Consider the following 25,683-nt stretch of genomic DNA (forward strand, 5'->3'; position numbering starts at 1 on the left):
GCCGCCGGGATCGCCGCGGGCCGTTCAGTGGAGCGCGGCGGCCGGCGCGGCCGGCTGGAAGCCGATGAGGGCGACGTCGTCCCGGCGTTCGGTGACGCCGGCCAGGAGTCGGGCGCAGAAGGTGGTGAGCGGCACGCCCGCGCTCCTCGCGGTACGGGCCCGGTCGGCGAGGGCGGCCATCCCCACCGAGAGATCGGTGCCGGGGACCTCGATCAGACCGTCGGTGTAGAGGAGGAGCGTGTCGTCCCCGCGCAACTCGTGGTGGAAGGTGGTGCGGAGCGCGGAGGGGTCGACGCACAGCGGCAGATCCGGGCCGGTCCCCTCCAGATAGCGCGGCGGCCCGTCGGCCGGCACCAGCAGCGGCGGCGGATGGCCGGCGTTGGACCAGGAGATGTGCCAGCCGCCGTCGGTCCCCCGGACCAGGTGGACGTGGATCGCGGTGACCAGCGGCGCGATGGCCAGTCCCTCGACCACGAAGTCGAGTTGGGACAGGCACTGCGCCGGGGTGGCCGGGCGGGTCCGGTCGTAGACGATCACCCGCAGCATGCTGCGGAGCTGGCTCATCGCGGTCGCGGCGTTCAGGTCGTGGCCCGCGATGTCGCCGATGCTGAGGGTGACCGAGCCGTCGGGGAGGACCAGCGCGTCGTACCAGTCGCCGCCGATCTCGGCGGTCCTGCTGGCCGGCTGGTAGAGCGCGGCCAGTTCGGCGCCCCGCACCCGCGGGGTGGGCGTGAGCAGCGCCCGCTGGAGGGTGAGCGCGGTGTGCCGGGTGCTCTGGAGTTCCATCGCCCGGCGCAGTGGTTCACGGACCTCGTGGAGCACCTCGCGGAGCAGCGCGAGATCGGCGGTGCCGGGCGGCGGGCTGTCCCCGCAGGCGGCCGCGACGGCCAGCGCCACCACCGCCGAGTCGATGACGATCGGCACCAGTGTGAGGCTGGTGGCCCTGGCCTCGCGCAGCCACGTCGAGGGCATCTCGGTGACCACGTCGGCCGGCGGCTCCCCGGCGGGGAAGGCCACCATCTCGGGCCTGCGGCTCTCGATCACCCGGCGGGCGACCGCCCCGGCCGGCTGCGGCCGGTCGTCCGGCGGCGGCAGCGGGGGCAGTCCCGGCCGGGAGGTGGTGGCGAGCCGGGTGACGCCGGCCGGGCCGCCGGCGCCGCCCGACTCCGGCGCGACCAGCAGATAGACCGCGCAGGCGTCGGTCAGCTCCGGCACCACGGCGGCGGCGACCGCGGCCAGCGCCTGCGGCACGTCCTGGGCCGCGCTCACCGTGGCGACCCGGGCCAGCAGCCGCTCGCGCAGCCGGTTGCGCCACTGGTCCTCGACGTCGGCGGAGGAGCCGACCCATTCGACGGTGACCCCGTCGCGCACCACCGGCACCGCCCGGGACTGCACATGCCGGTACTCGCCGGAGGCGGTGCTCATCCGGAAGGTGCAGATGAAGAACGACGGGGTGCCCGCGGCGGCGTTCTCCCAGGTCCTGAGCAGGTGGTCGCGGTCGTGCGGGTGGACCGCGGCCAGCCATTCGGCGTCGACCCTCGACCGCCACGGCATACCGGTGAACTCCTCGAAGCCGCCGACGAGTTCCTCGATCGACCAGTCGGGCTTGAGCACCCAGATGATCTGCGGGACGGCGGACATCAGGGCCTCGTACCGCTGTACGGTGCGGCGCCGCTCCTCCGACCGGGCCTCGGTCCGCCGGGCCGCCTCGACCTGGGCGGTGGTCTCGACGGCGATGCCCAGCACGCCGGGGCCGTACCGGGAGACGACGGGCAGCGCGCTGTAGACGAAGTGGCGCCGGTCGGGCGCCTGGTCCCCGGCGTCCTCGGTCTCGCCGGGGAAGGTGAACTCGCCGGCCCGGTGGGTGCGGTAGACCTCGTCGAGCATGTGCACGAAGCCGGCCGCCTGGGGCTCGTCGAAGGCCTCGGCGGCGGGGACGCCGAGCCGGCGCGGGCCGAAGAGCCGGCGGAAGGCCGCGTTGCTGTAGACCATCCGGTGGTCGGGACCCAGGGTGAGCACGACGGACGCGGCGGCGCGGTCGAACACCTCGGGTTCGATCTCGGGCACCTGCGGATCGCTGCCGGTCCTCCTCATAGCCCGATCATCGCGCGCCCGGTGCGCCTGGGCATGGCTGACACGGCCAACACGGGCGGCGCCGGGGCGCGATCCGTACCGATATGCGCCATAAGCTGGGAGAGCGCTCTCCAAAGCCACCCGGCCCGGTCAGGCGGAGGCGCGGACGACCAGCCGGGTCGGGGTCACGATCGAGGAGAGGGCGGGGACCCCGAGCGGGTCGGCCGGCGGTCGCAGCGCCCGCAGCAGCAGCCGGGCCATCAGCCGGCCCATCTCCTCGATGTCCTGCCGGACCGTGGTCAGCGGCGGGTCGGTCCACTCGGCGACCGACACCATGTCGTCGAAGCCCACCACCGCCACGTCGTCCGGCACCCGCCGGCCGGTGTCGCGCAGCACCCGTAACGCGCCCGAGGCCATCACATCGGAGGCGGCGAAGACCCCGTCCAGATCGGGAGAGCGCTCCAGCAGCTCCGCCATCGCCCGGGCGCCGCCCTCGGGGGTGAAGTCACCCGCGGCGATCAGTCCGGCGGCGGTGTCGGGCAGTACGTCGCGGAAGCCGTTCAGCCGGTCCACGGAGGCGGGCTGGTCCAGCGGCCCCGCGATGTGCGCGATCCGGCGGCGCCCCCGGCCGAGCAGATGGCGTACCGCGTCCCGGGCGCCGCCCCGGTTGTCGCAGTCCACGTAGAGCGTCCGGTGCCCGGCGTCCTGGTCCCGCCAGGTGGGCCGGCCGCCGACGACGATCGGGATCCCGGCGTCCCTGGCGAGCGCGGTGAGCGAGTCGTCGGTGTGCAGCGAGAAGAGCAGCGCGCCGTCCACATGGCCGCCGGACAGATAGCGGCCGACCCGCTCGTAGTCCGAGGCCGCGTTGGTCAGCAGCAGCACCAACTGGTTGTCGTAGGTGCTGAGTTCGCGGCTGATGCCGCGGATCTGGCGGGCGAAGAACGGGTCGGTGAAGAACCTGGCCTCGGGCTCCGCGACGATCACCGCGATGGCGTCGTTGTGCCGGGTGACCAGGGTTCTGGCGGCCTGGTTGGGGACGTAGTCCAGCTCCGCCACGGCCTGCCGCACCCGTTCGGCGAGCGGCCCGCGCACCCCGGCGCCGCCGTTGACCACCCGGGAGGCGGTCGCTCTCGACACCCCGGCCCGCGCCGCGACGGCCTCCAGCGTGGGACGGGTCACGGGGATCATGCGGGACAGCGTAACGGTTCGCGACCGCTCCTGAGAGCGCTCTCCGAATTGTCGGCCCGGTCCGCGAGCGACGACCCTTCGGTGGGCCGACGGTGTGGGGAGCCGCGCGGCGGGCACGCGACAGGGGTCGACTGATCGGAGACTGTCGAAGAGCGCGACCCCGGGCGGACCGCCCGTACGGAGCGGGTCGCGCGCATATCTGCTCGAACAAGGGAAAGTCGCGGACATGAGTTCAGTACCTTCAGTACCTACCCTCACCCTGAACAACGGCGTCGAGATCCCCCAGCTCGGCCTCGGGGTCTTCCAGGTCGATCCGCAGGAGACCACCGCCTCGGTGCTCAGCGCCCTGGAGGTCGGGTACCGGCACATCGACACCGCGGAGATGTACGGCAACGAGAAAGAGGTCGGCCGGGCCGTCCGGGAGTCCGGTGTCCCCCGGGACGAGGTGTTCATCACCAGCAAGCTCAACAACGGCTTCCACGCCCATGACGACGCGCTCACCGCGTTCGCCCGCACCCTGGAGGACCTGGACACGGACTACGTGGACCTGTTCCTGATCCACTGGCCGCTGCTGCCCTCGCGCGGGGACTACGCCGACACCTGGCGGGCGCTCGAGGAGATCTACCACTCGGGGCGGGCCAAGGCCATCGGCGTCTCCAACTTCAACCCGCACCACCTCAACCGGCTGTTCGAGGAGACCGAGGTGGTCCCGGCGGTCAACCAGATCGAGATCCACCCCTACTTCGCCCAGGACGACGTGCGGGCCTTCAACACCGAGCACGGCATCGCCACCGAGGCGTGGGCGCCGCTCACCCAGGGCAAGGTGCTCGACGACCCGGTGGTCACCTCGGTGGCCGAGCGGCTGGAGCGGACCCCGGCCCAGGTGGTGCTGCGCTGGCACATCCAGCGCGGCGACATCGTCTTCCCGAAGTCCGTGACCCCCTCGCGGATCGAGGAGAACTTCCGGATCTTCGACTTCGAACTGACCGCGGGCGACATGGCGGCGATCACCTCGCTGGACCGCAACTGGCGCACCGGGCTCGACCCCGACACCAACAACGGCTGACGCCGGGCCCGAAGCGGGCGGCCACGCTCCACCGGCGCCCGCCGACCGGCCGCGTCGACTTGTCCGGGCCCGGCGGCACACCGCGTGCCGCCGGGCCCGAGGCCGCCGTAGGGGTGCCGTGCCGACGCCGGCCGAGGGCTGGCCGGCCCCCGAGGGGCCCCGAGGGCTCCGACCGGCCCCCGACTGGCGCCGTCAGCGGCCGAGCGCCTTCGCCAGCTGGTCCTTCGACATGCTCGAACGGCCCTTGATGTTCCGCTGCTTGGCCTCGTTGTAGAGCTGGTCCTTCGTCGGCCCCTTCGACCCGGAGTGCGAACGCAGGCCGCCCCGCCGCCCGGACGACATGTCACGGGTGGAGGTGCGGCCGGCGCTCTTGGACTCGCCGGCGCGGGCGCGCTCCTTGTTCACGGTGCGCGAGGCGATCTCCTCGGCGCGTCCCTCGGACTCGCCCCGGTCCTTGGCGCTGTCCTTGATGTGCTCGTACTGCCGCTCCCGCTTGGGGCTCGATCCTCTGGGCATCTGGTGCCTCCCGCACGCGTCGCAGAGCTGTTGAAGAGGTGGCGTCACGCGGCCGCGCGCACCGCGCACGGCCGCGCCCTCCGGTGTCGAAGGGCGCCTGCCCGACCGTCGCGGGACCACGCCCTTCCCCCCAACTGTCAGCCCTCGGCGGTCCCCGGGCGCCGGGACTCGTCCGTTCGGACGCACCACTGCCGAGGTGGGGCCCGGCCGACCGCCGCCCGGGGGCCGCCCGGGCATCGCCGCCCCGCCCTGATCCGCGGCACCGGCGGGCGGCGGGTTATCGTGTGCCGGTCTTGTCCGGCCCGTCCCGGCCGGCCCCGCTCTTGTCCGTACCGCGGGGGCCGGGACACCGTTCCGCAGGGGGCACACGTCATGACCCGCGCCCGGCTGGTGCGTGGCGGGAGCATCCTCGCCGTGCTGGTGACGATCGCCGCCGCGGTCGCCGTCACGCTGACCCTCACCAGCGGCTCGGCGGCCGGCGGCCACCGGGGGTCCGCTGGCGCCGTCCCCCGTCCGTACACCGTGCGGGTGATGCCGCTCGGCGACTCGATCACCTGGGGCGAGGGCAGCCCGACCGCCTCCGGCTACCGCCGGCCGCTGTGGGATCTGGTGGCCGGGCAGTCGCGGTACGCGGTCCGGTTCGTCGGCTCGCTCTCCAACGGTGATCTGCCGCAGCCGGCCAACGAGGGCCACCGGGGCTGGCGGATCGGCGATGTGTCGGCCAAGGTCGACGGCTGGCTCGCGGTGTCGCGGCCCGACGTCGTCCTGCTGCACCTCGGCATCAACGACCTGCTGCGTGACACGGACGTCGCGCACGCCCCCGACCGGCTGGCCGCTCTGATCGACCGGATCTACGCCGACCGGCCGGGCGTGTCCGTGGTGTACATGGGCCTGCTGCCCAACACCGCGCGGGTACGCACCGAAGTGGCCGCGTTCGACCGGCGGGCCGTCGCCCTGGCGCGCACCGAGCGGCAGCGCGGCCGGCCCTTCTGGTACGTGACGCCGCCGACGCTCACCACCGCCGAGATGCACGACGGCGTGCATCCGAACGACGCCGGCTACCGGAGGATCGCCGGGGCGCTCTTTCCCGCGCTCGGCCGCGCGGTGGCCGACCGGATCGACCGGCGGCTGCCGCCGGCCCCCACGCCGACACCGCCGCCCGCTCCACGGACGGCCGCGACCGCCGGCTGACCCGCCGCCCCGTCCTGGGCCGTCGGCCGCTCAGCCGCTCAGGGCCGCACCGCTCCGGGCAGGGCCGGGCCGTATGCCGACCGCTCCGGTGAGCCCGGCTCAGCTCCGGAATCCGCCGGAGCCCCGCTCCACGAAGCGGGTGGGCAGCACGATGTCCCGGGGCGGCGAGTGGTCGCCGGCTATCCGGGAGAAGAGCAGATGGGCGGCGGTGCCGCCGAGCGCCGGCGGGTCCTGGCTGATCACGGTCAGCGGCGGGCTGAGCCGTTCGGCGAGCGGCAGGTCGTCGAAGCCGACGATGGCGACGGGCGCGGAATGGTCGAGCCCGTCCAGGACCCCGAGGGTGATCAGGTCGTTGCTGGTGAAGAGCGCCGTCGGCGGGTCGGGGAGTTCGCGCAGCCCGGCCAGGGCGGCGCCGGCCGCGGCGCGGGTGCGCAGCCCGTGCCGGACCAGCGCCGGATCCGCCGCGATACCGTGGGCGGCGAGCGCGTCGGCATAGCCGGCGTACCGCTCGGCCTGCGTCCAGATCTCGTAGCGGTCGCCGAGATAGGCGATCCGGGTGTGGCCGTGGCCGAGCAGATGGGCGACCCCGCGCTCGGCGCCGGCCCGGTTGTCGACGGTGACCGAGTCGACCGCGAGACCCTTGGCGGGGCGGTCCACGCAGACCACCCGGGTGCCGCCCTCCATCGGCCGGCGGAGGAAGTCGTGGTCGCCGATGGTCGGCACGATGACCAGTCCGTCCACCTGCCGGGCGGTGAAGGCCGCGATCACCTCCCGCTCGCGCCGCGGCTCGTCGTTGGTGCTGCCCACCAGCACCAGATAGCCGCGCCGGTGCGCCTCGTCCTCCACCGAACGGGCCATCAGCGCGTAGAAGGGATTGGCGAGATCGTCCACGACCAGGCCGATGGTGGAGGTGCCGAGGTTCTTCTGGCGCAGGCTGCGGGCGTTGTCGTTGCGCTGGTAGCCGAGCTCGCGTACCGCCCGTTCGACCCGTGCCACCGTGCCCGGCGACACGCCGGCCTCCCCGGACACCACCCGGGAGACCGTCATCGGACTGACGCCCGCCGCGCGGGCCACGTCCTTCATCGTCGGGCGCTTCACAGGCCTCCTCGTCCTCTCGAAGGCGGCGCCGGTACCGACGCTGGTGCCACCGCCGTCGCCCACGCCACGTCCGCCGCTCACGCCACCGCCGTCGCCGCACTCAGCAGACCGCGCCGATCGCCGCCGCACCGATGATGGCAGGGCCGCCCCCGATCCTGGGCGCCGATCCCGCTCCCAGGCCCGGCGCGGGCGGCGGCGCCGTCCGCACTCTTGACATGAGTCAGGTACACATCAAAAATTCACCCTTGCTTGATAACGTTCACAAGCGCCGCGCAGCCCCGTGCCCCTGAGGCCCCAGCGACAGGACGACGCGGGGGCCTTCCGCGAGAAGGTGGTTCCTCCGTGCTCCCTGCCTTGCTCCGCTCCCGCACCGCCGGCGTCGTCAGCGCCCTGTTACTGGCCGCCCTCGGCGTCGGCGGCCTCGCCTCGGCCCCGGCCCACGCCGCGACCCTCAACCTCACCCAGTACGCGGACCCGTTCGTCGGCACCGACGACAGCTCCGCGCCCAACCCGGTACCGGGCGGCGCGGGCGGCAGCACCTATCCGGGGGCCGTGGTGCCCTTCGGCGGTGTGCAGTTCAGCCCCGACACCCCGACCGGATCGCCCTCCGGCTACCGCTACTCCGACACCTCCATCGAGGACTTCAGCCTCACCCACTTCGACGGGGCCGGCTGTCCCAACAACGAGGATCTGCCGCTGCTGCCGGTCACCGGCGCCCTCGGCACCTCCCCCGGCAGCAACTGGACGTCCTACGCCTCCCCTTACACCAAGGCCAACGAGACGGCGGTGCCCGGCTACTACCAGAACCGGCTGGACAAGTACGCGACGAACGTGGAGCTGACCGCCACCACCCGCACCGGTATGGGCCGGCTGACCTACCCCGCGTCGACCACCTCCCGGCTGCTGATCAACACCAGCCGCAGCGCCACCGGCAGCCGCAACGGCTCGGTGCGGATCAACGGCTCCGAGGTGACCGGCAGTGTGACGGCGGGCGGCTTCTGCGGCTCGTCCAAGACGTACCAGATCTTCTTCGACATCCGCTTCGACCGCGCCCCGACCGGCTTCGGCACCTGGTCGGGCGGCACGGTCAGCGCCGGTTCCGCGAGCACCTCGGGCACCAACACCGGCGCCTACGTCACCTTCGACACCACCAGCGCGCCGACCGTCCAGTTCAAGGTCGGCCTCAGCTACGTCAGCGTGGCGGGTGCGCAGGCCAACGTGGTGGCGGAGAACAACGGCTGGGACTTCGGCGCGGTACGGACCGCCGCCGACACCGCCTGGAACTCCATCCTCAACCGGGTCCAGGTGACCGGCGGCGCCGGCACCGATCTGAAGAAGTTCTACACCGCGCTCTACCACGTCTTCCAAAGCCCCAACATCTCCAGCGACGTGAACGGCGACTACCGCGGCTTCGACAACGCGGTGCACAACTCCACCCGCCCGGTCTACCAGAACTACTCCGGCTGGGACATCTACCGCTCCTGGGCGGCGCTGGTCGCACTGGTCGCGCCGACCGAGGCCGCCGACATCGCCAACTCCATGGTGCTCGACGGCCAGCAGGGCGGACTGCTGCCCAAGTGGTCGCAGCAGACCAACGAGGACTTCGTGATGACCGGCGATCCCGGGCCGATCATCATCAGCAGCATGTACGCCTTCGGGGTGCGCGACTTCGACACCGCGAGCGCGCTGTCGCTGATGGAGAAGGCGTCCAGCGGCGGCACCACCCAGGGCTCGGCGATCCGCGGCAACCAGTCCACGTACACCAGCCTGCACTACCTCAACGGGGCACCGTCGGACTCACTGGAGTACTCGGCCTCCGACTTCGCGGTCGCGCAGTTCGCCAAGGCCCTCGGGAACACCGCGAGTTACAGCACCCATATGACGCGGGCCCAGTGGTGGCGCAACACCTTCAGCACCGAGTCCGGCTACACCCAGCCGCGCAACTCCGACGGCAGCTACGCGTGGCCGCTCGACCCGGCGAGCCAGAGCAACTTCACCGAGGGCAACGCCTCCCAGTACACCTGGATGGTGCCCTACGACTTCGCCGACCTGATCAGCGACATGGGCGGCCGGCAGACCGCGGTCCAGCGGCTCGACCACCACTTCACCCAGGTCAACGCCGGGCAGAGCCTGCCCTATTACTACATCGGCAACGAGCCGGAGCACGGTGTGCCGTGGGCGTACGACTTCGCCCGTGACCCGGCGGGCACCTCGGACGCGGTCCGCAAGGTGATGTCCGACTCCTACACCACCGGCGCCGGCGGCCTGCCGGGCAACGACGACCTGGGCGCCACCTCGGCGTGGTACGTCTGGGCGGCGCTCGGCCTTTACCCGGCCACACCCGGCGCGGACACCCTGGCCGTCAACGGTCCGTCCTTCCCCTCGGTGCTGATCCAGCGGACCAGCGGCAACATCACCGTCAACTCCTCGGGCACCGGCTCCTACGTCCAGGGCCTGTCCGTCAACGGCGCCGCCACCAGCCACACCTATCTGCGCTATCCGGACGTGGCGGCCGGCGCCACGCTCAACTTCTCGATGGGCGCCACGCCCAGCGCTTCCTGGGGCACCGGCGCCGGGGACGTACCGCCGTCGTTCCAGGACGGGGCCACCCCGGTGCCCGCCGCGCCGGAGCTGGGCACCAACCTGGCCCAGGGCCGGCCGGTGACCGCCTCGGCGAGCTGCGCCGGCGCGGAGTCCGGTGACAAGGCGGTGGACGGCACGCTGAAGAACAACAGCAAGTGGTGCTCCTCGGTGGCGAACGCGAGCCTCCAGGTCGACCTCGGCAGCGCCCAGAACGTGTCGTCGTTCGTGGTCAAGCACGCCGGCCTGGGCGGCGAGAACACCGCCTGGAACACCGGTGCCTTCCAGATCCAGACCAGCACCGACGGCTCGACCTGGTCCACCGCGGCCTCGGTCACCGGCTCGCGCTCCAGCCGCACCTACAACGCGGTGTCGCCGCGCTCGGCCCGCTACGTGAAGCTGGTGGTCTCGCAGCCGGTCAACACCTCGGGGGGGTCGGCGGCGGCCCGCATCTACGAGCTGGAGGTGTACGGCGGCGCCGGCGCCCCGGTGGACCTGGCGGTCGGCCGTACCGCCACCGGATCCGACGCGTGCGGCAGCACCGAGGGCGCCGACAAGGCGGTCAACGGCAGCTACTCCGGCGGCACCAGCGACAAGTGGTGCTCCAAGGCGGCCGGCACCAAGACGCTGGCCGTCGACCTCGGGGCGTCGCACACCCTGTCCTCCCTGGTGGTCCGGCACGCCGGGGCCGGCGGCGAGGACCCCGCGTGGGACACCAAGGACTTCGATCTGAGCGTGTCCGCCGACGGCAGCACCTGGTCCACCGTCGCCCAGGTGCGCGGCAACACCGCGGACAGCACCACCAACCAGGTGGCGACGAGCGGGCGTTACGTCCGGCTCTCGGTGATCACACCCACCCAGAACACCGATCCGGCGGCCCGGATCTACGAGTTGGAGGTCTACGGGAGCTGATCCCCGGCCCGCGCGGTCGGCTGCCTGACCGCTCAGAGAACCCGCTGGCCCTTGCCGAGCGCGATCACGCCGCCCGCCGACCGGGTGTAGAGCTCGCCGTCACGGCCGGGGTTGACACCGATGGTCGCGCCGGGCGGCACGTCCACGTTCTTGTCGAGCACCGCGCCCCTGACGATGGCGCCGCGCCCGATCCGTACGTTGTCGTGCAGGACCGACTCCTGGACGACGGCGCCGGCGTCGACGACCACCCCGGGGGACAGCACCGACCGGGTGACCTGGCCGCGGATCACACAGCCGGGGCTGACCACCGACTCCCCCACGATGCCGCCGGCCGCGATCTTGGCCGGGGGCATGTTGTTCTGATGGGTGTAGATGGGCCAGCGCCGGTTGTAGAGGCTGAAGGCCGGCTGGTCGGAGATGAGGTCCATGTGCGCGTCGTAGTAGGCGTCCAGGGTGCCGACGTCGCGCCAGTACCCGTGGTCGCTCACGGTCTCCCCCGGCACGTGGTTGGTGTCGAAGTCGTAGACCTGGGCGAGGCCCTGGCCGGTGAGCCGGGGCAGGATGCTGCCGCCCATGTCGTGCACCGAGTGCGGGTCCTCGGCGTCCTCCTGGAGCGCGTCCAGCAGGACCTTGGTGGTGAAGAGGTAGTTGCCCATCGAGGCGAAGACCCGGTTGGGGTTGTCGGGCAGCCCCGGCGGGTCGGTGGGCTTCTCCAGGAAGCGCTCCACCCGGACGCCGTCGCTGGCCGGTGTGATGACACCGAACGAAGCGGCGTCGGCCTTGGGCACCTTGATCCCGGCCACCGTGACACCGGCGCCGTGCTCGATGTGCTGGGCGAGCATCTGCCGGGGGTCCATCCGGTACACATGGTCCGCGCCGAACACCGCGATGTAGTCGGGCCGCTCGTCGTAGACGAGGTTGAGCGACTGGAGGATCGCGTCGGCGCTGCCGAGGTACCAGCGCGGGCCGAGCCGCTGCTGGGCGGGCACCGGGGTGACGTAGTTGCCGAGCAGGCTCGACATCCGCCAGGTGGTGCTGACATGGCGGTCGAGCGAATGGGATTTGTACTGGGTCAGCACACAGATCCGCAGGATGTCGCCGTTGACCAGGTTGGACAGCACGAAGTCCACCAGGCGGTAGGTGCCGCCGAAGGTCACGGCCGGCTTGGCCCGGTCGGCGGTGAGTGGCATCAGCCGCTTCCCCGCGCCCCCGGCCAGGACTATGCCCAGCACCGAAGGTCCACCTCGCATCTAAGCCCCCTCACATCATGTCCGCTTGTCCGGTGTCCGGCGGTCGCCGTCCGGCTGCTGCTGGGCTCGCGGGACCGGTTGGGCCCGCCGCCGTTCCTGCCTGGCTCACCCGTCCTTGAGCACCGTCGTGTACAGATCAGCGGTGCGCCGGGCGACGGTGTTCCAGCCGAATTCGGTGACGGCGCGGGTACGGCCCGCCTCACCCATCGCGGCCGCCGTCCCCGGATCGCCGATCAGCCGGTCGATCGCCTCGGCGAGCGCTTCCTCGAACGGCTCAGGCCGGCCTTCCCGGTAGGGCACCAGCAGGCCGGTGCGGCCGTCGTCCACCACCTCGGGGATGCCGCCCACCGCCGAGGCCACCACGGCGGTGCCGCACGCCATGGCCTCCAGATTGACGATACCGAGCGGCTCGTACACCGAGGGGCAGACGAACAGCGCCGCGTGGGTGAGCAGCTGGACGATGGCCGGGCGGGGCAGCATCGCCGGTATCCAGTGCACCCCGTCGCGTACGGCGCTCAGCTCGTCGAAGAGCGCCCGGAACTCGCGGTCGAGGGCGGGTGTGTCGGGGGCGCCGGCGCACAGCACGAGCTGGGCGTCGGGGTTGATCCGGCGGGCGGCGCGCAGCAGGTGCGGCACACCCTTCTGCCGGGTGATCCGGCCGACGAAGAGCACATACGGGCGGTCCGGGTCGATGCCTATCCGGTCCAGGACGTCGGTCCGCGGGTCGGGCCGGTAGGTGGCGGTGTCGATGCCGTTGCGGATCACATGGACCCGGTCGGGGTCGAGGCTCGGATAGCTGGCCAGGATGTCGCGACGCATGCCGTCCGAGACGGCGACCACCGCGTCCGCTGAGTCCATCGCGGTGCGCTCCGCCCAGCTCGACAGGGCGTAGCCGCCGCCGAGCTGTTCGGCCTTCCAGGGGCGCAGCGGCTCCAGGGAGTGGGCGGTCAGCACGTGCGGTATGCCGTAGAGGAGCTTGCCGATGTGGCCGGCCAGGTTGGCGTACCAGGTGTGTGAGTGCAGCAGCTCGCGGCCTTCGAGCGCGGCGGCCATCGACAGGTCGATGGCGAAGGTCCGCAGCGCGTCGTTGGCGCCGTCGAGCGAGGCCGGAGCGCTGTGCCGGATCACCCCGTCGCCCGCGCCCTGTCCCCAACTGTGCACGTCCAGGTCCACCAGGGCGCGCAACTCGCGGGCGAGGAATTCCACATGGACTCCCGCCCCGCCGTACACGTCCGGCGGATACTCCCGGGTCAGCAGCCCCACCTTCACCGCGTGCCCTCCCGCCCTCGTCAGCCGTATGGTCTTGCCTTCCCCGCTGGAGGAAGGCATATCACGTGCGGGCTTCGGGATCTTCCTGCCGGGGTGATCAGGCTGTTACGACTCGGAATCGGCCATGGTCCGTACCGGGCCCCCGGCCGCCCCGCTCTTCCCGGCCGGTGTCCGGGCTGTCACCGCTGCGCCGCCGGAGCACTCTTGCGACCACTGGGGCGTGGCCGGACCGGCACAACCCGGAGGCAGGCCATATGGCGTAAGCACATGACCGGCCGCCAGGCTGCGATACGGCCGATCCCGCTCGGCGGGGCGGCCGGTGGATTGACTCTTTATGGACGGCTGCAAGGACCCCGACCCGGGCACGTAGAAGAGAGACAACAGCGTGACGACCACCCCCCACGCCACCGCACGCGTCCCGTTGCACGCGCGAGAGCGGTTGGCGCTGTCGCTGGCAAGGGAAGAAATGATGCGGGACTACCACCGGTGGGAGACGGATCCGGCGACGGTCGTCGGCTTCGGTGCCCGCTGGCCGGTGTCCTGGGAGGTTTTCCAGGCCCGGTTCCGCAGCATTCACACCTGCTCCCACTACCAGCTCTTCGAAGTGATCACCGTGGCGGACGGGATTCCGGTCGGCACGACATCACTCAATGTGGACCAATCGGTCAACAACGCCGAATTCACCCTGGTGATAGCCCCTGAGCACCGCGGCCAGGGCTACGCGGCCGAAGCCACCGCGCTCACCCTGGACTGGGCTTTCACCATCGCCTCGCTCAACGCGGTATGGCTCGAGGTGCTGGCTCCGCACACCGCCGCGGTGCACGCCTACCTCAAGGCCGGCTTCCGCACCGCCGGCCGGTTGCGCGACGCGGGCCTGTGGCAGGGCCGTCGCGTCGACAAACTTCTCCTGGACTGTGTCCCCGAAGATCTGGCAGCAGAGAAGAGGTGAACACCCATGTCCTGTCCCGATGTGAACTGCCGCAAGGGCGGTTGCACCACCGACCCCGGCCGTGGCCGGCCCGCCGGTGGCGGCTCCGACCAGGGCACCGGTAAGGCCTGACCATCCCGCACGACCCGCCGGCCGGCCGGTTCCGGCCCTGAGTGCCGCGGCGCGCGCGGGACCGCGCGCCGCGGCTTTCCGCGGTCCTGGGGCCGGTCCGGCGATCCGCCTCGCCGCGGGGCGGTCCGGCCGCCGCGTACGCTGGAGCGGTCATCGACCGACGCCGAGCCGTGGAGGCGCCCCATGGCCGAGTTCGACCTGCCGCTGGAAGAGCTCCGGGAGTACCGGAGCGCCTCGGTGGAGCCCGCCGACTTCGACCGGTTCTGGGCGGACACCCTGGCCGAGGCGCGGCACCACGACCTCGACGCCCGATTCGAGGCCGTTTCTACCGGTTTGACGACCGTGGACACCTATGACGCCACCTTCGCCGGCTTCGGCGGCCACCCGATCAAGGGCTGGCTGGTCGTGCCGGCCGGCGCGCGGGAGCCGCTGCCGCTGGTGGTCGAGTTCATCGGGTACGGCGGCGGCCGCGGTCTCGCGCACGCCCATCTGCTGTGGGCCTCGGCCGGTTTCGCCCACTTTGTCATGGATACCCGGGGCCAGGGCAGCGGCTGGCTGACGGGCGACACCCCGGACCCGGCCGGCAGCGGGCCCGCCGGACCGGGTTTTCTCACCCGCGGCATCGACGACCCCGACACCTATTACTACCGGCGGGTCTTCACCGACGCGGTCCGGGCGGTGGAGGCCGCCCGCTCCCACCCGCTCACCGACGCCTCGCGCACCGCGGCGGTCGGCATCAGCCAGGGCGGCGGCATCACCCTGGCGGTCGGCGGACTGGTGCCCGACCTGGTGGCAATTGCCCCTGATGTCCCCTTTCTCTGTGACTTCCCCCGAGCCGCCACCATCACCGATCAGCTTCCGTACCGTGAGGTGGGTCACTATCTGGCGAGCCACCGGCGCTCGAAGGAACAGGTGTTCGCTACGCTGGGCTACTTCGACGGGGTGCACTTCGCCGCCAAGGGCCGGGCGGCGGCCCTCTTCTCCACCGCCCTGGAGGACGACGTCTGCCCGCCGTCCACGGTTTTCGCGGCGTACAACGCCTACGCCGGCGACGACAAGCACATCGAGGTCTACGATTTCAACAACCACGAGGGCGGCGGTCCGTTCCAGCAGGCCACCCAACTCGGCTGGCTGCCGGCAAGGCTCGGCGCGGCGGCCCGCCGGGAGTCCTGAAAAGAATTTCTGAACTGAAGTGGCATACCTTCCCAAGAGCCGGGCAGGCGGGCGGCGAACAGTCGGACGAGTGCGAGGCGATGACGTGACCACAATGGTTGAGCAGTCGGAAGGCGCGAACGGCACGGCGACGAGCGAGCGGTGGTCCACCGCGTCACAGGACGCGACCGGCGGACTTCCCTGGATCGACGATGCGACGGGCGTGGCACCGAAGGACGCCCGGGTGCTCTCCAAGATCTTCTTCGACCGTCTCCAGGAGCTCGAAGAAGGAACCCACGCCTACAGTTACGCGCGGAACACCCTGATCGAGATGAACCTGGCCCTGGTGCACTTCGCGGCCGGGCGGTACCGCAACCGTCCCGCGACCGACCACGAGGAGATCATCCAGGTCGGCACCATCGGTCTGATCAAGGCGATCGACCGCTTCGACCTCTCCCGGGAGACGGAGTTCACCACCTTCGCCATCCCCTACATCGTCGGGGAGATGAAGCGCTTCTTCCGCGACACCTCCTGGGCGGTGCACGTGCCGCGGCGCCTCCAGGAGCTCCGGGTCGAGCTGAGCAAGGCCAAGGAGCAGCTCGCGCTGCTGCTGGACCGTGACCCGACCGTCGCCGAACTCGCCGCCCACCTCGAACTGACCGAGGAAGAGGTCATCGAGGGCCTGATGGCGGCGAACGGCTACACCGCCGGCTCGCTCGACACCCCCTACAGCGACGCGGACAGCGGCGCCGACGGTGAGGGCCGCACCCTCGCCGACACCTTCGGCGCCCTGGACCCGGCGCTGGAGCTGGTGGAGGACTTCAACAGCCTGGCCCCGCTGATCGAGCAGCTCCCCGAGCGTGACCGCAAGCTGCTCCAGATGCGGTTCGGCGAGGAGATGACCCAGGCGCAGATCGGCGAGGAGATGGGCTACTCGCAGATGCACGTGTCCCGGCTGCTCAGCCGGACGCTGAACAAGCTGCGGGCCGGGCTGCTCGCCCAGAACTGACGGCGGCCCCCCGCCGCCGTACCGGGCCCCCGGGAGCCCGTCGCCCGTGAACCAGGGCGCCCCCGGGCCCGACCCGCTGATCCCCCCTGACCCCTGATCCACACCGACTGTTCATCGCGGACGGCCGTGACCCGGAATCCCTCCCCGGGCCACGGCCGTCGTCGTTCTCCGCCGGCTCAGGAGCCGGTGACGTCCGCGCGGTCGATCGCGATGTTGTTGCCGCTGCTGGCGCCGTTGCGGCGGCCGCTGTTGGTGATCGTCAGGGTGTGGCTGCCCGCCGCGAGCTGCGGACTGGTCCACACCGCGCCCGAGGCGTTCCTGGCCGACGCGTAGTCGTCCACGTCCACCGAGGCGCCGCCGTCCACCGAGAGGGTCATGATGCCCTGGTCGACGTCGCGCACGGCGTAGAGCACCACCTTGGTGCCGGTGAAGCGGAAGCTCGCCTGGGCGCCGCCGACGAACGACCAGTTGGCGGTCTGCTGGTACATGTCGGCCACGCCGGTGGTCACGCCCCAGTTGGCGCCGTACTGGAAGTGGTCGGTGTCGGCGGCGCTGGTGGCGTTGCCGTCCACGGTCACGGTCTGGTTGACCGGCCCGGTGGAGCCGTTGCCCGCGGTGAGGGTGACGGTGTAGGCGTCGGCGCCGCCGGTGATCGTGACGGGGATGTGGAGGGTGCCGCCGTCCGGGGCCAGGTCGCTGTCGAGGACGGTGACCGGGCCGCCGGTGAGCGGGTTCTGGTCCGGGATGCGCTGGATCTTGACGTGCACCTTGCCGTTCGGGGTGAGCCAGGAGGCGGCGGCGAGGTTCCGCACATCGACGGTGGTCGTGCCGCTCTGGCCGGAGTTGTTGCCGAGCAGCGCCCGCACCTGGTGGGCGCCGCTGTCGAGTGCGGCGGCGACGGCAGTGCCCCCGCCGCCGCTGGTGGCCAGCAGCCGTCCGCTGAGCTGGGCGTAGGCCTGGTAGACGTACCACTGGCCGGTGGGCTGGCCGTTCACCAGCAGTGAGTCGAGGGTGCCGGCTCCGCAGCAGTCGGTCCAGATCGCGTGCGCGGCCCCGCTGACCCCCGAAGCGGAGAGCCGGTCGAGGAACCACGCGGTGTAGGCGGCGTTCTGCTGCTGCGAGAAGAGGTACTCGTTGATGGTGAGCGGGAGCGCGGCGATGCCGTGGGCGGACAGCAGCGCCCGCGCGTCGGCCGCGTCGGCGGCCGGGTCGGTGCCGAAGTGCCAGTTGACCACGCTCGGCAGGGTGCCGTCGGTCTTGGTACGGCCGAGGAAACCGTCGAGCCAGCCGTGGTTGTAGCCGCTGTAGGAGGGGCCGACGATCGGGGCGGACGGCGCCAGCCGGCGGATCTCCCGGACCGCGGTGTCCCACATCTGGTAGTACTGCTCGCTGTTGACGCCGCGCTGCCAGAAGCCGGTGCCGTCCGGCTCGTTCCAGATGTCGTAGCTCACCGGCACGCCGGACGCCTGGACGTCGGCGACCAGCCGGTCGATGAAGGACTTCCAGTTGGAGCAGTCACCGTTGTCGCACGGGTAGACGGTGTTCGCCGGCTGGGTGGTGTCGGCGCCCCAGACGTCGGAGACCAGCAGATGGTAGGTGGCGTTGTAGGGCGCGGCGGTGGTCCGGCGGGCCTGCGCCAGGGCCGAGCTGATCCGCACCCGGTAGCCGGCGCCCGCGGTGTAGCCGTCGCCGAGCCAGCCGCCGCCGGCGATCCGGGCGCCGCCGCCGCGGAAGAGTCCCGGCTTCAGCGGTTGCAGCAGGCTGTCGGCCGGCGCCGAGCCGTCCTGGCTGAGGCCGTAGAGGAAGCCGGAGCCGACGGCGGTGGGCGCCGCGCCCTGGCTGCCCAGATCGATACCGACGGTGGTGTCGGCCGCCGCGGCCGGGCCGGCCAGGACGGGTGCGAGCGCCACCGCGAGCAGCACGGCGGCTGCCCCGGCCAGTCCGGCCAGCGTGCGGGCGCGCCATCGGACTCGGGGTTCTTTCATCGTTCCTCCCTGAAGGAGCTGGATGGTTCGAATGGTTCGAATGGTTCGGCTGGTGCGATGGGGGCGAAGGGATCGGACCGCTCACGTACGAAGAAGGGCACGGCGTCGAGCGGGGCCGGAACCGTGACCCAGCCGCCGCCGTGGTGGACGGCGCCGGTGCCGTGGTGGGTCCAGTCGGCTCCGGCGGGCAGATAGACCCGGCGCTCCCGTGCGCCGAGTCGCAGCACGGGCGCCACCAGCAGATCGCGCCCGCACAGGAATTGGTCGTCGATGTCCCAACTGGCGGGATCGTCGGGGAACTCCAGCAGCAGCGGCCTGATCAGCGGCAGCCCGCTCTCCCGGCCGGCCGCCAACTGCTCGTGCAGATAGGGGCGCAGGCGTTCGCGCAGCATCAGGCCCGCGGTCATGGCCGCCTCGGCCCGCTCACCGTACGACCAGATCTCGTTGGGCCCGCCGCCGACCCCCACCGGGCCGTGGAAGACCCGTGGTTCGCGGTGGCCGTGCAGCCGCAGCAGCGGGCAGAAGACGGCGAACTGGAACCAGCGGACCATCAGTTCGCGGTAGTCCTCGTCGTCCGGGTCGCCGCCGTGGAAGCCGCCGATGTCCGTGGTCCACCAGGGGATGCCGCTCATCGCGACGTTGAGCCCGGCCCGTACCGAGTCGGCCAGCGCCTGGAACGTCGTCGGGATGTCGCCCGACCACAGGGCGGCGCCGTAACGCTGGGAACCGGCCCAGGCCGACCTGACCAGCGACAGCACCTCGGTCTCGCCCTGCGCGGTGAGGTGTTCGTGCACGCCGCGGGCGTGTTCACGGGGGTAGAGGTTGGCGACCTCGGAGCCGGGCCCCGCCGCGTAGCCGAGGTTGTGCGGGTGGCCGGGGCGCATCTCCGGTTCACAGGCGTCCAGCCAGAAGGCGCGGATGCCGAGCTTGTAGTAGTTCTCCTGGAGCCTGCTCCACAGGGCGGCCCGGGCGGCGGGGTCGGTGGCGTCGTAGAAGGCCACCCCGATGCCTTCGGGGGCGTCCTCGGTGTCGGGCCAGTCGGCGTGCACGGTGGCGCCGTTGTACGTGGCCACCAACTGCCCGGCGTCCCGCAGTTCGGGGTAGGCGGTGGACAGCGGGCTGAGCGACGGCCAGACCGACACCGCCAGCTCGACGCCGAGCGAGCGGAGTTCCTCGACCATGGCGCGCGGGTCGGGCCAGTGGCGGCGGTCGAAGTCCCAGTCGCCGAGGCTGCGCCAGTGCAGATAGTCCACCACGATGACGGACAGCGGCAGACCGCGGCGGGCGTACTCGCGGGCCACGCCGAGGAGTTCCTCCTGGTCGCGGTAGCGCAGCTTGCTCTGCCACAGGCCGGACGCCCAGCGCGGGAAGGCCGGGGCGCGACCGGTGGCCTCGGCGTAGCGCGCCAGGATGTCGGCGGGGGTATGTCCCGCGGTCAGCCAGTAGTCGAGCTGCCGGGCCCGGTCGGCGACCCAACGGGTGCCGTTGGCGGCGAACTCGACCCGGCCGACGGCGGGGTTGTTCCACAGGAAGCCGTAGCCGCGGCTGGAGACGGCGAACGGGATGGAGACCTCGCCGTTGCGCTGCTGGAGCTCCTGCACGGTGCCCTTCTGGTCGAAGCGGCCGTGGCCGTGCTGGCCGAGGCCGTGCAGGCGTTCGCCGTCATAGGCGGCGAACCGCTGCTCGACGCGGTAGGTGCCGCCGCCCGCCGCCTCGAAGTGCCGGGCGCCCGGCCACCAGAAGTGCGGCGGCTCCTCGCGCAGCAACTCCGCTCCGGTGTCGGTGCGTTCGGCCAGCACCCGGCCGTCGGCCGCGGCGACGGTGATCCTCAGCAGGCCGTTGGTGAGCGTGGCGTGCGTGGCGTGGACGTCGATGGCGCGCTCGGTGGGGGCGGGGGTCTCCTCCAGGGCGCCCGGCAGTCCTGCCACGACGCGGTGCACGCCGGCCCGTACCCGGACGCTGTCCCGGCCCCAGGGCTCGATCTCCAGCACATGGTGGCCGTGGCGCCAGCTCAGTCGGTCGGCGGTGCGGGTGAACGCGGACGGCAAAGGGGTCTCCTCGATCGGGGGATGGGGCTCGCGGTGGCACGGCTCAGTCCTTGACGGCGCCGCTGGTGACGCCGGCCGCGACATAGCGCTGGGCGACGACCAGCAGGACGGCGGCGGGCAGGGAGGCGATGATCCCGGTGAGGGTGCCGGCGTCGCCGCCGGAGCCGCCGCTGCCGGTGCCGGTGCCGCAGCCGGTGAGCAGCAGGGCGCCGGTGGCGGCGAGCACGGCCGCCGTGCCGGGTCTGGCGAGGTGACGCGGGGTGCGGGTGAGGGGGCGGGACGAGCGGCTCATGACGTGCCCTTCGAATAGATTCGACAGTGCGTCGGGAGGGTCGGTGGGGTGGTCGCCTGGCGGGAGCGGGGGGTTGGACCGGGAAGGCGGCGGGCGGGTTGGGCCGAGGGCGGCCAGGGCGGTGGCGGGTGGCTAGGGCAGTGGCGGGTACGGGCCGGGGGCGTCGGCGCGGCGGGGGCCGGTGCTCGCCCGGATCTTGAGCGTGGGCGCCAGCAGGGTCGCGGCCGGCAGCTCCTCCCCCTCGATCCGGCGGGCCAGACCGCGGACCGCCGCTCGCGCCAGCTCCTCGGCGGGCAGCGAGACCGAGGTGAGCGGCGGGTCGCACCGTTCGGCCTCGTCGTCGGGGCAGACGGCGATGACCGAGATGTCGTCGGGCACCCGGGCGCCGAGACCGGCCAGCCGGTCCATCACCAGCGGCAGCGCCCGCTCGTTGTAGACGATGAGCGCGGTCAGGTCGGGTGCCTGGGCCAGCAGGTCGTCGAGTGCCCGGACCACCCCGGCGGGCGCGGTGTCGCACGCGGCCCACACACTGGTCCGGCCGCTGGCGGCCAGCGCGTCGGTCACCGTCTCGCGCGCGTGGATGGCGTAGGCCACGTCGCGTCCGAAGGCTTCCGGCGCCTGTCCGAGATAGCCGACCGAGGTGTGGCCCGCGTCGTGCAGGAGATCCGCGCAGGCCCGGGCGGCCAGCGCGAAGTCGAAGTCCGCCCGGGGCAGTCCGTGCGGGTCGTCGGGGGTGCCGACCACGATCGCCGGGCACCCCAGCCGGGTGAGCAGCGGGATGCGCGGGTCCCGCCGCTGCACCTCCATCAGCATGACCCCGTCGACCAGGGCGCTCGTCACCGCGTCCCGTATCGCGGCCTCACCGTCGTCGTCGGTGAGCATCAGCACTTTCAGACCGCTTTCCTGAGCCGCCGTCAGGGCCGCCCAGACGTACGGCATCTGCACCTGGTTGTGCGGGCCGTAGACCATCGGCAGCGCCATGGCGATCACCCCGGTGCGGCGGGTACGGATGGACCGCGCCCCGGCGTGCGGGCGGAACCCCAGCGCGGCGATGCTGCCTTCGACCCGCTTGATGGTCTCCGGGGAGATGGTCCGGTTGCCGCTGAGCACGTAACTGACCGTGCTGCGCGAGACGCCCGCGTGCCGCGCCACATCCGCGATCGTCACCGTCATCGGTCCGCCTCCTGTCGTACGTGGTGCTGCCGTGCGGGTTCTGCCTGGTTGCGAGGTCGCGCCGCCGTGGTTGCCGCGCCGTCGGCGTGCCGGGAACGGCCGTCCGGGGGTAGCCGCCGCCGACTGTCGAATTGATTCGACTGGCCTCGAATGGCGGCGAACTTAGCACCGGCCCAAGACAGCGACAAGAGATCGCACCCGATCCCACCTCCCCCACCGCGCCCCGCAGTAGGGAACAGGGCGGCGTGATGCGCCGGTAGCTGGTCCGGAGGGACCCCTGCGGCTACGGGGGTGGGGGGTTGGCACGACGGGCGTGGGCTGATAGAGGGTCAGTCGGCCTGGAGGACGAAGAACAGGAAGCATACGAAGGCGCCCGAGGGCCTCTTCGTGAAGAGGTCGGGGAAGAGTTCGCGGGCGTCCGGGGAGGGGGGCGGTTCGCTGATGACGTTGATCCGGAAGCCGGCCGCGGTGAAGGCGTCGGTCATCGCGTGCAGCGGCCGCCGCCAGAAGGTCATGAGGGCGGTATGCCCGCCGAGGGTCCATTCCTCGGAGTAACGGGAGGTCGCGAAGTAGTCGCCGCCGGGGGCGGGCATCACGAGGCCGGTGGCGGGGTGCTCGACGGACACGATCAGTCGGCCGCCGGGCGCCAGCACGCGCCGCAGTTCGGCCAGCGGCGCCGTCCAGTCCTCCAGGTAGTGCAGGACCAGAGACGCGACGACGTCATCGAACGCGGCGTCGGGAAACGGCAGCGGGCCGCTCAGGTCGGCGAGGTGCAGGTCCGCGTCCTCGCCGAGCCGCCGCCGGGCCAGTTCCAGCATCTCGGCGCTGGAGTCGAAGCCGGTCACCGCGGCGCCGCGCTCGCGCAGCGCCGCGGACAGGGGGCCGGAGCCGCAGCCGGCATCGAGGATCCGCCGGCCGACCACGTCACCGGCCAGGTCCAGCATCGCGGGCCGCTCGTAGTAGGCGTTGATGAGGCTGGACTCGTTCTCGGCCGAGTACGCCTCGGCGAAGCTGTCGTAGTCGTTGGCGCCCCGCTCCGCGAGCCCGCCGGAACCCTCGGGAACAGGACGGATCCACGACGGCCGCGCGACGCGCGGCCCGGTGCCCGCGGGCCCGGCGGAACTCTGGGGAGCGGAAGTCATAGGGGCGATCCTGACACGCGCGGCCCGCCCCGCGGCGGGAGCTTCACGATCGTCCTGTGCCCCATGGGTACCGATCAGCTCCCCGCGGGACAAACGTCTCAGGTGGACGCGTCCGCCGTGGAGAGGGGAGCGGCGATGTCCTCCAGGGAGCGGCCTTCGGCGCGGACCGCGAGCAGCGCCGCGACCAGGCCGGCCGCGCACATCAGGGCGGCGCCGACGCAGAAGGCGAGCACCGTGTCACCGACCACGCCGGACTTGGTGAGGTCCGCGAAGACCAGCGGGCCGCTGATGCCGCCGGCCGCCGTACCGATCGCGTAGAAGAAGGCGATCGCCATGGCCCGGGTCTCCATCGGGAAGATCTCCGAGACGGTCAGATACGCGCTGCTGGCACCGGCCGAGGCGAAGAACAGCACCACGCACCAACAGGCGGTCAGCGTCGTGGCGTTGAGCGAGCCGCGGTCGAACAGCCAGGCGGTGCCGAAGAGCAGGACACCGGAGAGCAGATAGGTGGCGGAGATCATCACCCGGCGGCCGACGGTGTCGAAGAGCTTGCCGAGCAGCAGCGGACCGAGGAAGTTCCCGGCCGCGATGACCGCGAAGAAGTAACCGGTGTGCCCGGTCGAGACGTTGAAGAAGGTGGTCAGGATCGAGCCGAAGCCGAAGGTGATCGCGTTGTAGAGGAACGCCTGCCCGACGAAGAGGGCCAGGCCGAGCACCGCCCGCTTGGGGTACTTCTGGAAGACGGTCTTGGCGATGGTCCAAAAGCCGACGCTCGCCCGCTGGTTGATGGTGATCTCGCCCTCGGCGCGCGGCAGCTCCCGCCCCTTCTCCTTCTCGATCTCCTTCTCCACCGAGTCGACGAGCTGGTCGGCCTCCTCGCCGTAACCGTGGATGAACTGCCAGCGCGGGCTCTCCGGTACATGGCGCCGCACCAGCAGGATGACCAGGCCGAGCACCACACCGAGCCCGAAGGTGAGCCGCCAGCCGACGTTCGCCGGGAAGAGGCCGGTGTTCAGCGCGACGATGGACAGCAGCGAGCCGCCGATCGCGCCGAGCCAGTAGCTGCCGTTGATGATCAGGTCGACCCGGCCGCGGAACCTCGACGGGATCAGCTCGTCGATGGCCGAGTTGATGGCCGCGTACTCACCGCCGATACCGAAACCGGTCAGGAAGCGGAAGAGGAAGAACCACCACGGGGCGAAGGAGAGCGCGGTCATGGCGGTGGCGGTCAGATAGACCGCCAGAGTGATCATAAAGAGCTTCTTGCGGCCGAACCGGTCGGTCAGCCAGCCGAAGAAGAGGGCGCCGAGACACGAACCGGCCACGTAGAGCGCGGCGGTGATCCCGGTGATCTGCGCCGAGGTGATGGCGAGACCGCTGCCCGGTTCCGACAGCCGCCCGGCGATGTTGCCGACCGTGGTGACCTCCAGGCCGTCCAGGATCCAGACGGTGCCGAGTCCGATCACGATCATCCAGTGCCAGCGCGACCACGGCAGCCGGTCGAGCCGGGCCGGGACCCCGGTGGTGACGGTGTCGGTGCCGGGGGCGCCATCTGACGGGGGTGCTTGGGAAACCGGGGCAGCCGGGTCAGCCGCCGCGGCCGCCGACGTCGGGGAAACCTTGGGACCCCCGGGAGCGGACCGCTCAACCATGGAAGGTCACCTCCTTGCCGCTCTCACATCGGCCCACCGCCCTCGCGCGGCTGCCTGTTGCCAAGGGGATCGGCGGTCACCATGGTGGTGCAGTCGCCGTCCCCCGAGCGGTACGTGTGTCCCGATCGGCGGACCGTACGCATTTCGGAAGGAACCCTCCGTGCAGACCGCTTTCCAGACGACGCTCGGCGAAGTCCGCGGCACCCTCGTCCCCGACCTCTCCGGGCCGCACGGTCCGCTGCCACCGCTGCTGCTCGGCCTGACGCTGGTCACCGGGCTGGTGGACGCCTTCAGCTATCTGGTGCTCGGGCATGTCTTCGTCGCCAACATGACGGGCAACGTCGTCTTCATGGCTTTCTCGCTCGCCGGGGCGGGCGGGTTCTCGGTGCTGGCCTCGGTGCTGTCGCTGGTGTCCTTCATGGCCGGCGCGGCCGGCGGCGGTCTGCTGGCCAACCGGGTCACCGCGCACCGGGGGCGGCTGCTGCTCAGCGCGGCCGCGGGCCAGACGGTGCTGGTCCTGGCCGCCTGGGTGCTGGGCCGGCTGGTGCATCTGCCGGCCGGGCACGGTGCGCGGTGGGCGCTGATCGTGCTGCTCGGACTGCCGATGGGGGTGCAGAACGCGGTGGTACGCCGACTGGCCGTACCCGATCTGACCACGACCGTGCTGACGCTGACCATCACCGGGGTGGCGGCTGACTCACGGCTGGCCGGCGGTCCGTCGAGCAAGGTGGGGCGCCGGCTGCTGTCGGCGCTGGCGATGTTCCTGGGCGCGCTGGCCGGCGCGGCGCTGATCGGGCACGGACACCGGGATCTGCCGCTGCTGATCGGCGCGGCGCTGCTGGCCGCGGTGGCGGCGGGGCTGCTGCCGCACCGGCGCTCGACGCTGGCCTGGACGGGCTGAGAATCTTTCGCCGAGGATGTAGATCCGGGCCGCCGCCGATCGTCGTGGATATACAGGTACGCGAGCGGCCGGGCCCTGCCGGCGGCGGCGTCGGAGGCGTTCAGCGGCATCAGCGCCGTTCAGGGC

At 72.0% G+C, this 25,683-nt stretch carries 18 protein-coding genes and 1 pseudogene; 7 read left to right on the forward strand and 12 right to left on the reverse strand.

What is annotated here, in order from left to right; all coding sequences use genetic code 11:
- Positions 1–24: 24 nt before the first annotated feature.
- A complete protein-coding gene (locus OG519_RS03895; RefSeq protein ID WP_405578668.1) occupies positions 25–2,094 on the reverse strand; it encodes a SpoIIE family protein phosphatase in 2,070 nt (689 codons plus the stop codon).
- Between the two features lie 129 nt (positions 2,095–2,223).
- A complete protein-coding gene (locus tag OG519_RS03900) occupies positions 2,224–3,261 on the reverse strand; it encodes a LacI family DNA-binding transcriptional regulator (protein ID WP_405578670.1) in 1,038 nt (345 codons plus the stop codon).
- 226 nt (positions 3,262–3,487) lie between these two features.
- On the opposite strand from OG519_RS03900, the gene OG519_RS03905 reads away from it, so the two are divergent.
- Complete coding sequence (locus tag OG519_RS03905; RefSeq protein WP_405578672.1) at positions 3,488–4,327, forward strand: aldo/keto reductase; 840 nt, start codon at positions 3,488–3,490, stop codon at positions 4,325–4,327.
- 192 nt (positions 4,328–4,519) lie between these two features.
- Here the strand turns inward: OG519_RS03905 and OG519_RS03910 are convergent, their stop codons facing one another.
- Positions 4,520–4,843 carry a plasmid stabilization protein gene (locus OG519_RS03910; protein WP_405578674.1) on the reverse strand — a complete coding sequence of 108 codons (324 nt, stop codon included), beginning with the start codon at positions 4,841–4,843 and terminating at the stop codon, positions 4,520–4,522.
- A gap of 372 nt (positions 4,844–5,215) precedes the next feature.
- Here OG519_RS03910 and OG519_RS03915 point away from each other — a divergent pair, with 372 nt between their 5' ends.
- A complete protein-coding gene (locus OG519_RS03915; protein ID WP_405578675.1) occupies positions 5,216–6,034 on the forward strand; it encodes an SGNH/GDSL hydrolase family protein in 819 nt (272 codons plus the stop codon).
- Positions 6,035–6,133: 99 nt separating this feature from the next.
- Here OG519_RS03915 and OG519_RS03920 read toward each other — a convergent pair whose 3' ends face one another.
- Positions 6,134–7,132, reverse strand: a complete 999-nt coding sequence (locus OG519_RS03920; protein WP_405578678.1) for a LacI family DNA-binding transcriptional regulator — start codon at positions 7,130–7,132, stop codon at positions 6,134–6,136.
- Positions 7,133–7,474: 342 nt separating this feature from the next.
- Here OG519_RS03920 and OG519_RS03925 point away from each other — a divergent pair, with 342 nt between their 5' ends.
- Positions 7,475–10,624, forward strand: coding sequence for a GH92 family glycosyl hydrolase (locus OG519_RS03925; RefSeq protein ID WP_405578679.1), 3,150 nt, complete (start codon positions 7,475–7,477; stop codon positions 10,622–10,624).
- 32 nt (positions 10,625–10,656) lie between these two features.
- Here the strand turns inward: OG519_RS03925 and glgC are convergent, their stop codons facing one another.
- Positions 10,657–11,874 (reverse strand): glucose-1-phosphate adenylyltransferase, encoded by a 1,218-nt coding sequence (glgC, locus tag OG519_RS03930; protein WP_405578682.1) that lies wholly within the window; start codon positions 11,872–11,874, stop codon positions 10,657–10,659.
- A 105-nt stretch (positions 11,875–11,979) separates the two neighbouring features.
- Positions 11,980–13,143, reverse strand: a complete 1,164-nt coding sequence (glgA, locus tag OG519_RS03935) for a glycogen synthase (protein ID WP_405578685.1) — start codon at positions 13,141–13,143, stop codon at positions 11,980–11,982.
- 385 nt (positions 13,144–13,528) lie between these two features.
- Here glgA and OG519_RS03940 point away from each other — a divergent pair, with 385 nt between their 5' ends.
- From OG519_RS03940 to OG519_RS03950, 3 genes are all read left to right on the forward strand, one after another.
- Positions 13,529–14,092, forward strand: a complete 564-nt coding sequence (locus OG519_RS03940) for a GNAT family N-acetyltransferase (RefSeq protein WP_405578687.1) — start codon at positions 13,529–13,531, stop codon at positions 14,090–14,092.
- Positions 14,093–14,386: 294 nt separating this feature from the next.
- Complete coding sequence (locus OG519_RS03945) at positions 14,387–15,376, forward strand: acetylxylan esterase (RefSeq protein ID WP_405578690.1); 990 nt, start codon at positions 14,387–14,389, stop codon at positions 15,374–15,376.
- 94 nt (positions 15,377–15,470) lie between these two features.
- Positions 15,471–16,364: an RNA polymerase sigma factor SigF gene (locus OG519_RS03950; protein ID WP_405592442.1), complete on the forward strand. Its 894-nt coding sequence runs from the start codon at positions 15,471–15,473 to the stop codon at positions 16,362–16,364.
- Positions 16,365–16,540: 176 nt separating this feature from the next.
- On the opposite strand, the gene OG519_RS03955 is transcribed toward OG519_RS03950, so the two are convergent.
- The 6 genes and pseudogenes from OG519_RS03955 to OG519_RS03980 form a co-directional block, all read right to left on the reverse strand.
- On the reverse strand, positions 16,541–18,349 hold the full coding sequence (locus tag OG519_RS03955) for a beta-xylosidase (protein ID WP_405578692.1): 1,809 nt from the start codon (positions 18,347–18,349) through the stop codon (positions 16,541–16,543).
- Entirely contained in the window at positions 18,346–20,481 is a 2,136-nt protein-coding gene (locus OG519_RS03960; RefSeq protein WP_405578695.1) for a TIM-barrel domain-containing protein, read from the reverse strand. The genes OG519_RS03955 and OG519_RS03960 overlap by 4 nt, the downstream gene beginning before the upstream one ends.
- A pseudogene (locus OG519_RS03965) lies at positions 20,441–20,530 on the reverse strand (carbohydrate ABC transporter permease); the annotation flags it as partial. The gene OG519_RS03960 and the pseudogene OG519_RS03965, both read right to left, overlap by 41 nt.
- A 291-nt stretch (positions 20,531–20,821) precedes the next feature.
- Positions 20,822–21,862, reverse strand: a complete 1,041-nt coding sequence (locus OG519_RS03970) for a LacI family DNA-binding transcriptional regulator (protein ID WP_405578697.1) — start codon at positions 21,860–21,862, stop codon at positions 20,822–20,824.
- 329 nt (positions 21,863–22,191) lie between these two features.
- On the reverse strand, positions 22,192–23,004 hold the full coding sequence (locus OG519_RS03975) for a class I SAM-dependent methyltransferase (protein WP_405578700.1): 813 nt from the start codon (positions 23,002–23,004) through the stop codon (positions 22,192–22,194).
- Positions 23,005–23,102: 98 nt separating this feature from the next.
- Positions 23,103–24,656, reverse strand: coding sequence for an MFS transporter (locus tag OG519_RS03980; RefSeq protein ID WP_405578702.1), 1,554 nt, complete (start codon positions 24,654–24,656; stop codon positions 23,103–23,105).
- A 160-nt stretch (positions 24,657–24,816) separates the two neighbouring features.
- Here OG519_RS03980 and OG519_RS03985 point away from each other — a divergent pair, with 160 nt between their 5' ends.
- Positions 24,817–25,557, forward strand: a complete 741-nt coding sequence (locus OG519_RS03985) for a YoaK family protein (RefSeq protein ID WP_405578705.1) — start codon at positions 24,817–24,819, stop codon at positions 25,555–25,557.
- Positions 25,558–25,683 lie beyond the last annotated feature (126 nt).

The organism is Streptomyces sp. NBC_01190 (assembly GCF_045039895.1).
In the GTDB taxonomy this organism is placed as follows: domain Bacteria; phylum Actinomycetota; class Actinomycetes; order Streptomycetales; family Streptomycetaceae; genus Actinacidiphila.

Bases quoted from the DNA above. Each gene is read 5' to 3' on its own strand.
- OG519_RS03895 (WP_405578668.1), bottom strand. From the start codon at position 2,094: ATGAGGAGGACCGGCAGCGATCCGCAGGTGCCCGAGATCGAACCCGAG.
- OG519_RS03900 (WP_405578670.1), bottom strand. From the start codon at position 3,261: ATGATCCCCGTGACCCGTCCCACGCTGGAGGCCGTCGCGGCGCGGGCC.
- OG519_RS03905 (WP_405578672.1), top strand. From the start codon at position 3,488: ATGAGTTCAGTACCTTCAGTACCTACCCTCACCCTGAACAACGGCGTC.
- OG519_RS03910 (WP_405578674.1), bottom strand. From the start codon at position 4,843: ATGCCCAGAGGATCGAGCCCCAAGCGGGAGCGGCAGTACGAGCACATC.
- OG519_RS03915 (WP_405578675.1), top strand. From the start codon at position 5,216: ATGACCCGCGCCCGGCTGGTGCGTGGCGGGAGCATCCTCGCCGTGCTG.
- glgC (WP_405578682.1), bottom strand. From the start codon at position 11,874: ATGCGAGGTGGACCTTCGGTGCTGGGCATAGTCCTGGCCGGGGGCGCG.
- OG519_RS03945 (WP_405578690.1), top strand. From the start codon at position 14,387: ATGGCCGAGTTCGACCTGCCGCTGGAAGAGCTCCGGGAGTACCGGAGC.
- OG519_RS03950 (WP_405592442.1), top strand. From the start codon at position 15,471: ATGGTTGAGCAGTCGGAAGGCGCGAACGGCACGGCGACGAGCGAGCGG.
- OG519_RS03955 (WP_405578692.1), bottom strand. From the start codon at position 18,349: ATGAAAGAACCCCGAGTCCGATGGCGCGCCCGCACGCTGGCCGGACTG.
- OG519_RS03960 (WP_405578695.1), bottom strand. From the start codon at position 20,481: ATGTCGCGGCCGGCGTCACCAGCGGCGCCGTCAAGGACTGAGCCGTGC.
- OG519_RS03970 (WP_405578697.1), bottom strand. From the start codon at position 21,862: ATGACGGTGACGATCGCGGATGTGGCGCGGCACGCGGGCGTCTCGCGC.
- OG519_RS03975 (WP_405578700.1), bottom strand. From the start codon at position 23,004: ATGACTTCCGCTCCCCAGAGTTCCGCCGGGCCCGCGGGCACCGGGCCG.
- OG519_RS03980 (WP_405578702.1), bottom strand. From the start codon at position 24,656: ATGGTTGAGCGGTCCGCTCCCGGGGGTCCCAAGGTTTCCCCGACGTCG.